Origin of the sequence: Spirosoma sp. 209 (assembly GCF_002006735.1) — a bacterium.
GTDB lineage: Bacteria > Bacteroidota > Bacteroidia > Cytophagales > Spirosomataceae > Spirosoma > Spirosoma sordidisoli.
The window spans coordinates 323296-337791 of record NZ_MVEC01000003.1 but is presented as its reverse complement, the minus strand read 5'-3'; the positions used below and the strand labels follow the sequence as shown (position 1 = coordinate 337791).

At 58.2% G+C, this 14496-nt stretch carries 12 protein-coding genes; all 12 read left to right on the top strand.

Annotated elements, in window-relative coordinates; translation table 11 throughout:
* The first annotated feature begins 10 nt into the window (after positions 1-10).
* The 12 genes from B1C80_RS07125 to B1C80_RS07070 all read left to right on the top strand — a co-directional run bounded on the left by B1C80_RS07125 (position 11) and on the right by B1C80_RS07070 (position 14487).
* Positions 11-1285, top strand: a complete 1275-nt coding sequence (locus tag B1C80_RS07125; protein ID WP_077920372.1) for a sugar isomerase — start codon at positions 11-13, stop codon at positions 1283-1285.
* 91 nt (positions 1286-1376) lie between these two features.
* Positions 1377-2801, top strand: coding sequence for an FGGY-family carbohydrate kinase (locus tag B1C80_RS07120; RefSeq protein WP_077920371.1), 1425 nt, complete (start codon positions 1377-1379; stop codon positions 2799-2801).
* Between the two features lie 131 nt (positions 2802-2932).
* Positions 2933-3967 carry an L-rhamnose/proton symporter RhaT gene (gene rhaT, locus B1C80_RS07115; protein WP_077920370.1) on the top strand — a complete coding sequence of 345 codons (1035 nt, stop codon included), beginning with the start codon at positions 2933-2935 and terminating at the stop codon, positions 3965-3967.
* A gap of 482 nt (positions 3968-4449) precedes the next feature.
* The gene (locus tag B1C80_RS07110) at positions 4450-5679 is read left to right on the top strand and encodes a sterol desaturase family protein (protein ID WP_077920369.1); all 1230 of its coding nucleotides are present in this window, start codon (positions 4450-4452) and stop codon (positions 5677-5679) included.
* Positions 5680-5699: 20 nt separating this feature from the next.
* Positions 5700-6335 (top strand): peroxiredoxin, encoded by a 636-nt coding sequence (locus B1C80_RS07105; RefSeq protein WP_077920368.1) that lies wholly within the window; start codon positions 5700-5702, stop codon positions 6333-6335.
* A gap of 12 nt (positions 6336-6347) precedes the next feature.
* The gene (locus B1C80_RS07100; RefSeq protein WP_077920367.1) at positions 6348-6611 is read left to right on the top strand and encodes a hypothetical protein; all 264 of its coding nucleotides are present in this window, start codon (positions 6348-6350) and stop codon (positions 6609-6611) included.
* Between the two features lie 11 nt (positions 6612-6622).
* Entirely contained in the window at positions 6623-7555 is a 933-nt protein-coding gene (locus tag B1C80_RS07095) for a DUF1684 domain-containing protein (protein WP_077920519.1), read from the top strand.
* A gap of 62 nt (positions 7556-7617) precedes the next feature.
* Complete coding sequence (locus B1C80_RS07090) at positions 7618-8064, top strand: DUF4395 domain-containing protein (protein WP_077920518.1); 447 nt, start codon at positions 7618-7620, stop codon at positions 8062-8064.
* Between the two features lie 13 nt (positions 8065-8077).
* Positions 8078-8896, top strand: a complete 819-nt coding sequence (locus B1C80_RS07085) for a phytanoyl-CoA dioxygenase family protein (protein WP_077920366.1) — start codon at positions 8078-8080, stop codon at positions 8894-8896.
* Positions 8897-9190: 294 nt separating this feature from the next.
* Positions 9191-12193 carry a TonB-dependent receptor gene (locus B1C80_RS07080; RefSeq protein ID WP_077920365.1) on the top strand — a complete coding sequence of 1001 codons (3003 nt, stop codon included), beginning with the start codon at positions 9191-9193 and terminating at the stop codon, positions 12191-12193.
* An 18-nt stretch (positions 12194-12211) separates the two neighbouring features.
* The gene (locus B1C80_RS07075) at positions 12212-13564 is read left to right on the top strand and encodes a RagB/SusD family nutrient uptake outer membrane protein (protein WP_077920364.1); all 1353 of its coding nucleotides are present in this window, start codon (positions 12212-12214) and stop codon (positions 13562-13564) included.
* A 26-nt stretch (positions 13565-13590) separates the two neighbouring features.
* A complete protein-coding gene (locus B1C80_RS07070; RefSeq protein WP_077920363.1) occupies positions 13591-14487 on the top strand; it encodes a cyanophycinase in 897 nt (298 codons plus the stop codon).
* The last annotated feature ends 9 nt before the right edge of the window (positions 14488-14496 follow it).

Below are 14496 nucleotides of genomic sequence, written 5' to 3'. Positions count from 1 at the left end.
CCTGAACCCTATGAACCTTGAATCGTTTCAACTCGCCGATCATAACCAGCGGCTGCTCGACGCTCATCGCCGAAAACTCGCCTACTGGACCGATGCCGTAGCCGACGCCGAGCGGATTATTCAGAAACTGATCGACTTTCAGATCGCTATTCCGAGCTGGGCGCTGGGTACGGGCGGCACGCGCTTCGGGCGGTTCGGGGGTGGGGGCGAACCCCGTACCCTCGACGAGAAAATGGCCGATGTTGGTTTGCTGCACGCGCTCAACCGGGCCAGCGGGGCTATCTCGCTGCACATACCGTGGGATATTCCGCAGGATGCCGACGCCACCCGACAAACGGCGGCCCACTACGGGCTGCGCTTCGATGCGGTCAATTCCAATACGTTTCAGGACCAGCCAGATCAGGCGCTGAGCTATAAATTCGGGTCGCTGCAACACGTCGATCCGGCGGTGCGCCGGCAGGCTATCGAGCATAACATCGAGGTGATCCGGCACGGTGTGGCGCTGGGGTCGAAGGCGCTGACGGTCTGGCTGTCGGACGGGTCGTGTTTTCCGGGGCAGCTGAACTTCCGCAAGGCGTTTTCGCGCACGCTGGAGAGCCTTCAGGACATCTACGCAGCCCTGCCTTCGGACTGGAAACTGTTTGTCGAGTACAAAGCCTTCGAGCCCAACTTTTATTCGATGACCGTTGGCGACTGGGGTAGCAGCTTCCTCTACGCCAGCAAACTCGGTCCGCAGGCCTATACCCTGGTCGACCTGGGCCATCACCTGCCCAACGCTAACATCGAACAGATCGTGGCTACGCTGCTCATGGAAGAGAAACTGGGTGGCTTCCACTTCAACGACTCCAAATACGGCGACGACGACCTGACGGCGGGCAGTATCAAACCGTACCAGCTCTTTCTGATCTTCAACGAACTCGTTGATGGGATGGACGCCCGCAACATGAATCACGCCACCGATCTGGGCTGGATGATCGATGCCAGTCATAACGTGAAAGACCCGCTCGAAGATCTCCTCCAGAGCGTAGAGGCCATCCAGATCGCCTACGCGCAGGCCCTGCTCGTTGATCGGACAGCGCTCGAAGAAGCGCGCGAAGCAAACGACGTGGTCCGGGCGCAGGAGATTCTGCAGGACGCTTTCCGGACCGACGTTCGCCCCATCGTGGCCGAAGCCCGGCTCCGGGCGGGCGGGGCCCTGCAACCGCTCACCCTGTACCGCACTCTCGACACCCGCACCCAGCTCATCCGCGAACGCGGCCTCAAAACCGTAGCCACGGGACTCTAAGAGAATTGGTGATTGAGTGATTGAGCGGTAAATGCAACGCCTATGAAGAGTCGTCACTCAGCCACAAATCACGCCATCACTAATTCACTCCATGAATAAGACGCCGGTTGTTGCCATTTTCGACGTGGGGAAGACGAACAAGAAGCTGTTCCTGTTCGATCGGCAGTATGCGGTCGTTTGGGAGCGGACGGAGCGGTTCGACGAAGCAACGGACGACGACGGCGACCCCTGCGAAGACCTCGACCACCTGAGTCGCTGGCTGGAAACGGCGCTGGCGGAGGTGCTGGCTTTACCGCAGTTTGAGGTGCAGGCCGTAAACTTCTCGGCTTACGGGGCCAGTTATGTGTATATCGGAGCCGACAGCAAACCGGTGGGTTGTCTTTATAACTACCTTAAATCGCTGCCCGACCCAATAAAAAAGCAATTTTATGAGCGATATGGCCCCCCGGATGAGCTGTCGGTGCAGACGGCCTCGCCAGCCCTCGGCAGCCTGAACGTGGGGCTGATGCTATACCGGGTCAAATACGATAAGCCGACCCTGTATGCCCAGATTCGCTACGCCCTTCACCTGCCCCAGTACCTGAGCTACCTGATTACCGGCCAGCCCCGGGCCGACCTGACCAGCCTTGGCTGTCATACGCTCTTGTGGGATTTCCGGCAGCAGCGTTACCATGGCTGGGTCGTTCAGGAAAAACTGGATGAACTGCAGGCCCCCATTGTAACGGCCGATACGGTGAGTCGGGTAAACCGGGGCGATGCCGCGCTGTACGTCGGCACGGGCCTGCACGACTCGTCGGCGGCTCTGATTCCGTACCTGGCCAGTTTTGACGAACCGTTTGTGTTGATCTCGACCGGCACCTGGTGTATCAGCCTGAACCCGTTCAACACCGATCCGCTCACGGCCGAAGAATTGCAATATGACTGTCTGTGCTACCTGACTTACCAGGGAAAACCCGTAAAAGCGTCGCGCCTGTTTGCCGGCCACGAACACGAGCAGCAGGTACGCCGACTAGCCGCTCACTTCGGCGTAGCGACCGACATCTACAGGCGGGTCGCGTACGATCCGGACCTGATCCGGCAGTTGCAGGCCGACCCGTTGCCCACCCGCCAACCCCGATCCGGCACCCGGCCGCAGGTGTCGATGAATCCCATCACCTTTGCCGACCGGGATCTGACGCTATTCCCCACCTATGAGCTGGCGTATCATCAGCTCATGCTCGACATCGTGGCCCAGCAGCTGATCTCGACCGAACTGGTGCTGCATCAGCGGCCGGGCAATCGACCGCCCGTTCGCCGACTTTTTGTCGATGGCGGGTTCAGCCACAACCCGATCTACATGGGGTTGCTGGCCGAAGCGTTTCCACGGGTTGAAGTATGGGCCGCATCGGTGGCGCAGGCTACCGCGCTGGGGGCTGCCCTGGCTATTCATCCGCACTGGAACCCGCAGCCTATCCCAACAAACCTGATAGCGCTCAAACGCTGCTGGCCGGGCGCGTCCGTGAGCGGAGCGGTGTAGTATCGGCGATGCGCTGCTCGACATAAATCAATTTTTTGGCCGAAAACTGCTATTTGGTAGGAGTGTGTAGGTAAGTTCGGTATGGCCTGCGTCTTTCTTTTGCTGATCATCTATTATCAGTCACTGGCACTATGGCGGTTATTTGGGGAGTTGTTCTGCACGCACTCGGCGGGTTTGCTTCGGGGAGTTTTTATCTACCATACAAGCGCGTACAGGGGTGGGCCTGGGAAAGCTACTGGCTCGTGGGCGGGCTGTTCTCCTGGCTGATTGCGCCCTGGGTGCTGGGGCTGCTCACCGTACCGAACCTGTTGCAGGTATTGCAGGAGACCGATTCTGAAACGCTGTTCTGGACCTATTTCTGGGGCGTACTCTGGGGATTCGGCGGACTAACCTTCGGCCTCGCCATGCGCTACCTGGGGCTCTCGCTCGGTATGGCGGTGGTGCTGGGCCTCTGTGCCGTGTTCGGTACGCTCGTGCCACCGATCTGGGGAGGGCAGTTTGCCGGTCTGATCAACACCACCTCCGGCCAGGTAATCGTGCTGGGGCTGGCGGTATGCGTAGTCGGGATCAGCATTTGTGGTGTAGCGGGGATGATGAAAGAAAAATCGCAGCCCGAAGCCGAGAAGAAAGCGGCCATTGCCGAGTTCGATCTGCGCAAAGGCTTTCTGGTTGCGGTATTTTCCGGCGTGATGAGCGCCTGTTTCTCATTCGGTTTAACGGCCGGGCAGTCCATTGCCGAACGGGCCGTCCGCTACGGAGCCGATCCGCTCTACATGAACAACGCAGCCCTGGTGATTATTCTGCTCGGTGGCCTGACGACCAACGCCGTCTGGACGATCTACCTCAACTTTCGAAACCAGACCTTTTCTGACTACACCAACCTGTCGGCTCCCATTCTGCGGAATATCCTCTTCTGCGCCATGGCCGGGGTTACCTGGTACTTCCAGTTCTTCTTCTACGGCATGGGCGACAGCCAGATGGGCGAGTACCGCTTTTCGGGCTGGACACTCCATATGGCGTTCATCATCGCCTTCAGCAGTTTGTGGGGCTTATACCTGCACGAGTGGCGCGGAGCCAATCAGTCGACCCTGCGAACCATCAAGCTGGGCATACTGACGGTCGTGCTGTCGTCGGTTATTGTGGGCATCGGCAATTACCTAGCCTGATGAAAATCAGGCGTCTACAACGGGTCGGCGCTACGAGGTAGCGAATAGGAAATTTATTACTCCTTAAAACCGATAGACTATTTCATAACAACTTGTCTATCAAATTTTTAGCGTATTGCTTGGATTTTTAAAATTGGTATTTCACCTTTGCCTACCAATCTACAAGATCCTTAGCGGCACGCTCCTGTTATGAAAGCTCCAGTTGCTTTATATACCGGTTTACCTCACGCACAGAACCCGCTCCCGGCTCTGCTGTGTATGCGAATGTGCTGTTGTTGAACAGGTCTTCCTCACGTTACCCTAACTAACCCATTTTCTGCAACCCGTCTCGTCGGCTACCCGATTCAGGCCGGTTGCTACCAAGCCAGCTACAACCTGGCATCAACGTAAACTATATTATCCTATAATATCTATAGGATATAAGTACAAAAGGAAAGAGTCAACCAGGCTGATAAAGCCCGAAACGATTGTCAGGTTACAGTATGGAAATCAATTGGCTAGCATTTGCGGTTCCGTTTTTTCTCCTGCTCATGGGGCTGGAGTACCTCGTGAGCCGCTGGCAGCGTAAAGATTACTTTACGTTCAGCAGCTCGGTGGCCAATCTCAACGTGGGGATCATTGAGCGGCTGCTGGATAGTTTTACCGTTGGGGCCTTTTATTTCGTTTACGATTCGTTGCATCGGCACTACGCCCTGTTCGATGTACAACCAGGCATCTGGACCTGGATTGTTCTTTTTCTGGCTACGGATTTTGTCTGGTACTGGTATCACCGGCTGGCGCACGAGATCAACCTGTTCTGGGCCGCTCATATCGTACATCACCAGAGCGATGAGTTCAACTATACCGTGTCGGCCCGGATCACCATTTTTCAGGCCATCCTGCGAACCGGGTTCTGGTCGGTGCTGCCCATCGTAGGCTTCCCGGCCGAGATGATCACGAGTCTGCTGTTGCTGCATGGGCTGTACCCATTCTTCATTCATACGCGTACTATCGGCAAACTGGGCTGGCTGGAATACGTGCTCGTAACTCCCTCGCACCACCGCGTCCACCACGCCAGCAATCCGGCCTACCTCGATAAAAACTACGGCGATGTGCTCATCATCTGGGATAAGCTCTTTGGTACGTTCGCTGAAGAAGACGAAGAGCCGGTATACGGCCTGACCAAACCGCTCAACAGCCATAGTTTTCTGTGGCAGCATTTTCATTTCCTGCTGGAGCTGTTGGTGTCGGTTCGGCAGACGCCCGGCTTTCGGGCTAAACTGCGGCTGCTGTTCGGCCGGCCCGACGCGGTTGATCCGATCTGGCGCGATCGGCTCGAAGACCGCTTTCTTTGGGCCGATGCCCCAACCCGGTCCCGCACCTCGACGGCCAGTACTTACCGCTTCCGGGGCTACGTGGTCGGGCAGATGGTGCTGACGCTGGCGCTGCTCTTCGGGCTGCTCTTGTACGAACAGCACATCCCGGCCGTATACCAGTGGCTGGCAGCGGGCTTCATCCTCCTGACGGTCGTGAACATGGGGGCGGTGCTGGAACAGCGGCAGTGGGTGCTTTACCTGGAAATAGCCCGGGTGGGGGTGTTATGGATGACGCTGTACGCGCTGTCGGGCTACAAACTGCTTATCGTATTGGCCTACATCGGCTCACTGTCGCTCTGGGCCTATTTTGCCACGGTGAAACGGCATTATTATCAACTTATCTACGGCATCAAATAATCACCTAAACAACCAGTACGATGACACTTGAATTTGTGAATGAACACGGTGAAATCCGCCCGCTAACGGTGAAAGAGCGTTTCTCGCCACGAATCAGTTATGTGCGGCCCTTACAAACCGGCGATACCGTTCCTTTCTTCAGCGTGGGGGGCGCGCTGCAGGGGTGGCAGGCCGTTACGTCAGACCGCTCGGCGGCTGGCCAGACCACCTCGGTGCTCGAACTCGTTGAGCAGCGGCCGCTGGTGATCAGTTTCTACTGCCCCTGCTGGGGAGCCTACGCGCGGCCGTACCTCGATGCGCTGGTGGCGCTGGCCGGTGAGCTGCGGGCCGCTGGTGCCGATCTGGTCGTTTTCTCGAATGAGTCGTCGCCCTCCCTGGCGCGTCAGATCGGACCCATCGACTTTACCGTTGTCTACGACGCCGATTTTTCGGTAGCGCGTACGTTCGGCGTCTATTCGGAAGAGAATCCAATCTGGGATCGGGTGTCGGGCATTTCGGAAGAAGTGTTCACGCCAGCCTTGTACGTGGTGGGCGCTGACCGGCGGGTGTCTTATCACTTTCTGGACGAGGATTTCAACGGACCGTTTAACCGGGAAGCGGTTGTCGACGCGGTGGTGGCGCTGCCGTATCCCCGTCAGCAGGTCCAGTTTGCTTAACTGAATAAACACATGGCGGCAGCAACAGGGAATGCAGGATGGCAAGAAGTCAACTACCGGATCGTTGGTTTTGACCGGCCCTGTTTTGTGAGCGATGTGCTTCAGGCCGTACCGCAAACGGAGGCCTGCCAGCTGGTGAGTGTACACTTCGAAGCCGATGGAATTCGTGCTATTGGTGAACTGGCCCTGCGATTGCCGATGGCCTGCTCGACCGGGCGCATCGATCAGCAGTTGCAGTCTGTAAAAGGAATCGTACGAATCGACACTGTATTGTAATGAGACAGATCATGACAAAGAATGAATCGATCAATGAACCGCTGAATCCCTATGCCCGCTGGTTCATGCTGCTCTGGCTGCTGGCGGTGATTATCGCGTCAGGATTTCGGCTGGCTAAAGAACCCACCTACCGGGAGCAGATCGAAGAATGGCACCAGCAGCGGCTCGAGTCGCTCCGGAGCGAAAACGGCTGGCTGAACCTGGCGGGTCTGTACTGGCTGAAAGAAGGAGTCAACGCCGTCGGTGCCGATCCGGGCAACGACCTAATGTTTCCGGGTGGTAAAGCGCCCGATCAGCTCGGTACGTTCCGCCTGGCGGGGGGCGAGGTTACCTTTGAGGCCGCACCGGGCCAGGTGGTGCAGGTCGACGGGCAGCCCGTACTGGCGACAAAGACGATTTTTGCCGCCAGCCAGACGAAACCGGTTGTGCTGAGCCATGGCTCGCTGCGCTGGTTCGTGATCAAACGGGGAAACCGCTACGCCATTCGGCTTCGCGATCTGGAGAGTCCGTTTCTGAAAGAGTTTACGGGCATCGAGCGCTTTCCGGTCAACGAAGTGTATCGGGTTAAGGCCCGGGTCGAGCGCCCCGACAAACCACGCACCATTCCTATTCTGGATATTACGGGGCAGACCAACCAGCAGCCACTGATCGGTACGCTGGTGTTTGAGCTCGAGGGCAAAACGCATCGGCTCGATGCGGTGGGGGAAGGCGGCAGGCTCTTTCTGCTCTTCGGCGACGAAACCAACAGCCATGACACCTACGGATCGGGCCGTTTTCTGTACGCCGATATGCCCGGTGCCGACGGACTGACAACCCTCGATTTCAATAAAAGTATCAATCCGCCCTGTGCGTTCACCCCCTATGCTACCTGTCCGCTGCCTCCGAAGCAGAACAAGCTGGCCGTAGCCATCCCGGCGGGAGAGAAGCGCTACGGCGACCATTAACACCTGTTGCAGCCCCGTGCCCGAGTGGCTTGCCGGGTCTGTATACCAAAACCATAACGAACATGGCACTCACCAATGACCTGATCTGCCCGACCGATGGCGTGCAAATCAACGAAACAAAAGTCCGGCTGGTAGCGGGCCTTGTCCTGCAGGTAACGGCGCTTTACCTGATTACGGGCTGGCTGGCATTGCCGTTGCTGCTGGCGGCTGACTTTGGCCTGCGCGGCTTCGACCGGGGCAGATACAGTCCTCTGGGCAACCTGGCCGACCAACTGGTTAAGCTGGGGCGCTTGCCGTATAAAGGGACCGACCAGGCACCCAAGCGGTTTGCCGCCCGGATTGGTCTGGCTTTCGGCCTGCTTATCTCGATTCTCCAGCTGCTGGGGATTCCGACCCTGATTCCGGCTGCTGTGCTGGCCGTTTTCGCAACCCTCGAATCCGTAGCCGGATTCTGCGCGGGTTGCCTGGTTTATACGTATTACGTTCGCCTGTTTCCGAAGGCAGCTTAACCGAGAGTATCCAATGCCAACACCTGCTAACGACATCCCTGTTCAAAACGCCCCCGTACTGACGGCTGAACAAACCAATTTCTTTCATCAAAACGGCTTTATCCAGCTGAAGCATTTCGTAGACCGAGCCACTATCCAGACATTTCTGTACGAGATCCAGCGCATCGAATCGCTTTGGTTTGCCGAAAAAGTAGATAAAGTCAATGGAACACCTATCAAGTTCGGACACGATGAAAACGGACGGCGCATTGTGCAGCGCTTTGCGTTTACGTCGGCCTTTAGTCCAGTACTGCAACAGTTTTTGACCGACGCGCGGTTACAGGAGTTAACCCAGCTCCTGGCTCCTTACGAAGGTCGTATCAGTCCTGAAGAAAAAGACGGTCTGGTCGTAAATCACTATGTCAGAACTCCCCAAAGCAATTTTTCGCGCATGGGCTGGCATACCGACAGCCCACGCGATCTGTTTCTGGGCCACCGTATCCGGCCGATGCTGAACGTAGGGTTACACCTGGACGACTGCCCGCAGCAGAACGGAGGCTTACGTGTACTGCCCGGTACGCACCGGCAGAATACGTTGTTGACGCTGTTCCGGAAACGGCAGTTTGTCGATCACCGGCCCGATCCGCGCGAAGTTGGATTCGACATTGAAGCCGGTGACCTGACCATTCATAACGGCAGCTTGTGGCACCGGGTCGAGCAGTCGCCCCATATGGGCGCTGCCAGCCGTCGGCGGGTCATGTACATCCCTATCATTACCGGCGATTATCTGCCCAAGCACGCAGCCAGTAAGACGCCCTTCTACCACCGGTTTGCCAAACGGTTTCAGGACTAATAAGGCAACCTCCGCTACTTACGTTCAGTCAGGCTCAGTCTCCCAACTCTCATATACACACACGATGACAAAAACGAATAAACAGCGTCCACCCGCCCGCGCCAGACCGGACCTGGGCGAGTCGATACCAAAAGGGTAGCAAGCGGAGGCCCCGCTGTCGATTGATGGCGAAGGCAGGCACCTAACTGGCGGCAACCAGGGTGGGGGTATAAAAAAACCGGAACGGCGGCAACCGTCCCGGTCGGTACACAACAAGGTCCTGGCAGACCTCATTTTCACGTAACCACTACAATAATGCAAAAATTTATTGGACTGGTAGTAGTCTATCTGCTACTTGGTAGTCGTTTGCTGGCACAAACGGCTACTATCTCCGGAACCGTGCGTTCCGACAACCAGGAACCGCTCCCCGGTGCGAACGTCGTGCTGAAGGGGCAGAACAAAGGCGCCAGCACCGATGGGACGGGGCGCTACTCCATCCAGGCGGGAGCCGGCCAGGTGCTGGTCATCTCGGCCATCGGCTACAAAACCACAGAAGTGCGCGTCCCTGACGTGGGCGGCTCCACCCGGCTTGACGTTACGCTACAGGAGGCCCCGGCCCAGCTGGGCGAAGTTGTTGTGGTGGGTTACGGCACCCAGGAGCGTAAGAACCTGATTGGCGCCGTAACCCAGATCAACGCCGACGAGATAAAAACCCGCCCCGTTGCCAGTTTCGAGCAGCAGCTGCAGGGCCGGGTGGCGGGCGTACAGGTGTCGGCCAACACGGGCGTACCGGGCGACGGGCTGTATTTCCGGATTCGGGGCAGCACGTCAATTAACGCCAGCAACGACCCACTCTACGTGGTCGACGGCGTATTCATTAATAACAGCAGTCTTCAGAGAATCTCTACCCAGGGGCAGGCCAACAATCCGCTGGCCGACATCAATCCGGCCGATATCGAGTCTATTTCGATTCTGAAAGATGCCGAAGCCACGGCTATTTACGGCGCGCGGGCCGCCAACGGGGTGGTGGTGATCACAACCAAGCGGGGTTCGTACAACGCGAAAACCAAAGTGTCGCTGAACACCTCGGTGGGGCAGGCCTGGGCGCCCAAACTCTGGGATCTGGTGACCGGGCCCGAACACGCTACCATCATCAACGAAGCCTGGGTAAACGACGGTAAGCCGGTTGCCACCCGCCCTTTCCGGCCCGTTTCCGAAGGCGGGCGGGGCCTGCCCGAAGAACAGCAGACCTACGACCGGCTGGGCGATATTTTCCGGACGGGCGCCCTGCAGAACTATGACCTCAACGTGTCGGGTGGGAACCAGCAAACCCGCTTTTACCTGGGTGGCGGGTATACCAGCCAACAGGCTACCCTGCGCACCAACGACTTTGCGCGGGCCAGCTTTAAACTGAACCTCGACCATGAGCTGACCGACCGGATCCGGATCGGAACCAGCAACATCTTTTCGCAGTCGAACCGGACCAACGCCCGCGTCGGCGACGGGCCCCAGGGTGGTGTTCTGCAGGCGGCTCTGCATACACCGACCTACCTGCCCAAGTTCAACACCGATGGTACCTACGCCAAATGGGCGGGTTTTGATAACCTTGATGTGCTGATCAACAACACCGATATGCAATCGGTCAGTACGCGCTACATCGGTAACCTCTACGGCGAGTACGACATCCTGCCCGGCCTGAAACTTCGTAGCAGCTGGAGCCTCGATTATAACCTCTATGACGAATACGAATACTGGAACACCCTGACCAACCGGGGCATTGCCAACAAAGGGCTGGCCACATCGAGCATCAGCCAGAACACCGTCTGGATTAACGAACAGACCCTGCAATACCGCAAAACGTTCGGCAGTCAGCACTCGTTTGGCGCCCTGCTCGGAAATAGCGTGCAGGGGAACGTGACCAAGCAGACGCTGGCGCAGGGTACCAACTTCCCCTCCGACGACTTCAAACAGATTGCCTCGGCCTCGGTGACTACCTCGTCGTCGAACCGGAGCCAGAACCGGCTGACGTCGTTCTTCGGGCGGGTCGACTACAACTTTGCGCGCAAGTATTTCATTGAAGCCAGCCTGCGGGCCGACGCATCGAGCCGGTTCGGGGCCAATAATCGCTGGGGGTATTTCCCGTCGGCGGGGGTAGCCTGGCAGATCAAGCAGGAGCGTTTCCTGCAGGATGTAGGCGCTATCAGCGACCTCAAACTGCGCGCCAGCATAGGCTGGACCGGTAACCAGAACGGCATCAACGATTTTGCGTCGCGGGGCCTGTGGGGCGGTGGGTTCAACTACCAGGACAACCCCGGCTCGTTCCCGACGCAGCTGGCCAATCCGGATCTGAAATGGGAAACGACTCGCCAGATCAACGCCGGGCTGAACATCGGGCTGTACAACAACCGCATCGGTCTGGAGATCAACGCCTACGAGAAGTACACCTACGATCTGCTGATTCAGGTGCCGCTGGCCCAGAGTACCGGCTTTTCGAGCATCTTCCGTAACGACGGCGAGATCAGCAACCGCGGGCTGGAGTTTGGGCTGAATACCATCAACATACAGACCAAAAATCTGACCTGGAATACGAGCTTCAACATTTCCTCTAACCGCAACCGCATCGAGAAACTATCGATTCCGGTCGACGCCAGCTACAACGTACAGCGGCTGGTGCAGGGCTACCCCTACCATGCCTACTTCGTATACAGGCAGCTGGGTGTGAATCCCGAAACCGGCGATGCGATCTACGACGATTTTAATAAAGACGGGGCTATCACGGCGGCCGACCGGCAGTACGTCGGAACGGCCCTGCCGCGGTTCGTGGGGGGGCTGAACAACACCGTCACCTACCGGGGCTTCGACCTGTCGGTGTTTTTCAACTTCACCTCGGGTAATCTGGTCAACAACAACAACCGGTTCTTCCACGAGTCGGGGGGCACCCGCGACGACCGCCGGGCCATCAACAAAAACCAGCTCAACCGCTGGCAGAAACCCGGCGACATCACCGATGTGCCACGTATCACCACCCTGGGTAATAACTACAACCTGAACCCCAGCAGCCGTTTCCTCGAAGACGGGTCGTTTGTGCGGCTCAGCAGTCTGGTAGTTGGCTATACGCTGCCCAAATCGCTGTTGCGTCGGGTGGGTATCAGCTCGGCGCGGGTGTACTATAACGGATCGAACCTGTGGCTGCTGAGCAACTACCAGGGTCCCGATCCGGAGGTAAACGTAACGGCCAACCAGAGCACCCAGGCGCAGGATCTGGGTACGCCCCCCATCCCGAGAACCGCTCAGTTTGGGCTGAACCTAACCTTATAAGCAACGACATCTGATAGTATGAATAAGCTGAAACTGATACTACCCCTGCTGGTCCTGCTCTCGGGATGCAGCCAATTTCTGGAGGTACAGCCTGAACTCCAGGTCGATGAACAACGCGCCATTACCAATGCAGCCACGGCAGAAGTAGCCCTGAACGGCCTCTACAACCGGCTGGGCAACGATGGCTATTACGGGTCCAACTTTTCGGCTCTGTCTTACCTCTCCGGGGGCGATATCCAGTGGACTGGTTCGCAGGGGGCTCCGCAGGAGATTACGGCCCGCAAACTGACAGCCGACAACGGCTACGTAGGCTCGGCCTGGGGCGCTATCTACCGGACCATCCTGGCGGCCAACTACCTGCTCGAAACGGTACCGGCGCTGACAGATCCGCAACTGACCGAAGCTCGCAAGAATCAGATCCGGGGGGAGGCCCTGGCCATTCGGGCCTTGTCGTACTTCGACCTGGCGCGGGGCTGGGGTGGGGTGCAGCTCATCCTGAAGCCGACCCGTACGCCCAGCGACAATACCGGTATTCAGCGCAGCAGTGCCGCCGATACCTACGCCCAGGTGCTGAAAGACCTGACGGCCGCTGAGCCCCTGCTGGCGGCTACGACCAACCGCAACCGCGTAACCCGCAAAACGGTATGGGCCCTGCGGGCGCGTTACCACCTCTACCGGCAGGAGTGGGCCGAGGCCGAATCCTACGCGACCCGGCTGATCGACGATGCAACCAACTACCGGCTGGTGAAGCCCTACAGCGCGTTCTTCGCCAACAATGCCGTCAATACCACCGAGTCGGTATTTGAACTGGCGTATTCGAACTCGTTCAAAAACGGTCACTTCAACTGGTGGCTGCCACCCGCGCTCAGCGGCCGGCGCGAATGGGCGCCTAATGCCCAACTGGTATCGCTGCTGAATAACCCGGCCATCGGCGGTAATCGGTCGGCGGTGATTGCGCAGACGGCCCCGCCGGGCAACCTCTGGTACGGGCGGCTCTATTACCGGACGCCCACCGGCACCGACCCGGCCTACCTGATCCGTATTGCCGAGCTGTACCTGATCCGGGCCGAAGCGCGCGCCCGGCTGAACAAGCCCGCTGACGCTCTGGCCGATCTGAACGCTGTGCGGAGCCGCGCCGATCTGGCTGCGCTGACCACAGCCACGACGCCTACCACCGAAGCTATACTGCTGGCTATCGAAAACGAACGCCGACTGGAGTTTGCCTTCGAGACCGACCGCTGGTTCGACCTGATCCGTACGGGTCGGGTGGCGCCGGTGCTGGGTATCTCCGATCCCAACAAATACGTATTACCCATCCCGACCAGCGAAATACTGGCCGATAAGTCGCTGACACAAAACCAGGGCTATTAACCAGCCATCACCCAAACGTATCCGTCATGAACACGAAACAAGTACTTACGGCCCTGTTGCTGGCCGTTGTGACCAGCTGGAGCCTGACCCAGACGGCGGCTGCCCAAACCACCGGTCCCGACAAAGGGGCGCTGGTTATTGTGGGAGGGGGAGCTATTCCGCCCGATATCTGGAGCCGCTTTATCGACCTGGCGGGGGGCGCGGCCAACGCCCGGATCGTGGTGATCCCGACGGCGGGCGACGACTCGACGCTCAACGCCAGCGGGCAGCGCACCCAGAAACGGCTTACCGAGCTGGGCGTTGCCAACGTGACCCTACTGCACACCCGCGATCCGAAACAGGCCAACCAGGCGTCGTTCGTAGCGCCCCTCAAAACGGCAACGGCGGTCTGGTTTGAAGGCGGGCGGCACTGGCGGCTGGCCGATTCGTACCTGAATACGCTGGCGCATAACGAGTTTAACGCCCTGCTGAACCGGGGCGGGGTCATCGGCGGAACATCGGCAGGGGCCACGATCCTGGGGTCGTTCATGGTACGGGGCGATACCAAAGGAAACAGCATCATGGTCGGCGATCATACCGAAGGGCTGGCCTTTGCGCGTAACCTAACCATCGATCAGCACGTGCTGCGCCGGAATCGTCAGTTCGACCTGATCGACGTCATCAAAGCCCGGCCTGATCTGCTCGGCATCGGTATCGACGAAAGCACGGCCGTTGTGGTGCAGAAGAACACCTTCGAGGTCATCGGAAACTCGTTCGTGGGTATCTACGACATCAACCAGATCAACAGCAGCCAGAAATACCCCTCGGGACAGAACAGTACGGGTGGGCCGTTTTACTTTCTCGGTAAGGGGCAGCAGTTCGATCTGCAGGCCCGGAAGGTGATCAACCAGCCCGCGCCCCGGCCCAACGAACCCGCTAAATAACCCATGCCT

Coding starts and splice junctions, on each gene's coding strand:
- B1C80_RS07080 (WP_077920365.1), top strand. CDS start 9,191: ATGCAAAAATTTATTGGACTGGTAGTAGTCTATCTGCTACTTGGTAGT.
- B1C80_RS07075 (WP_077920364.1), top strand. CDS start 12,212: ATGAATAAGCTGAAACTGATACTACCCCTGCTGGTCCTGCTCTCGGGA.
- B1C80_RS07085 (WP_077920366.1), top strand. CDS start 8,078: ATGCCAACACCTGCTAACGACATCCCTGTTCAAAACGCCCCCGTACTG.
- B1C80_RS07125 (WP_077920372.1), top strand. CDS start 11: ATGAACCTTGAATCGTTTCAACTCGCCGATCATAACCAGCGGCTGCTC.
- B1C80_RS07100 (WP_077920367.1), top strand. CDS start 6,348: ATGGCGGCAGCAACAGGGAATGCAGGATGGCAAGAAGTCAACTACCGG.
- B1C80_RS07110 (WP_077920369.1), top strand. CDS start 4,450: ATGGAAATCAATTGGCTAGCATTTGCGGTTCCGTTTTTTCTCCTGCTC.
- B1C80_RS07120 (WP_077920371.1), top strand. CDS start 1,377: ATGAATAAGACGCCGGTTGTTGCCATTTTCGACGTGGGGAAGACGAAC.
- B1C80_RS07090 (WP_077920518.1), top strand. CDS start 7,618: ATGGCACTCACCAATGACCTGATCTGCCCGACCGATGGCGTGCAAATC.
- B1C80_RS07105 (WP_077920368.1), top strand. CDS start 5,700: ATGACACTTGAATTTGTGAATGAACACGGTGAAATCCGCCCGCTAACG.
- B1C80_RS07095 (WP_077920519.1), top strand. CDS start 6,623: ATGACAAAGAATGAATCGATCAATGAACCGCTGAATCCCTATGCCCGC.
- rhaT (WP_077920370.1), top strand. CDS start 2,933: ATGGCGGTTATTTGGGGAGTTGTTCTGCACGCACTCGGCGGGTTTGCT.
- B1C80_RS07070 (WP_077920363.1), top strand. CDS start 13,591: ATGAACACGAAACAAGTACTTACGGCCCTGTTGCTGGCCGTTGTGACC.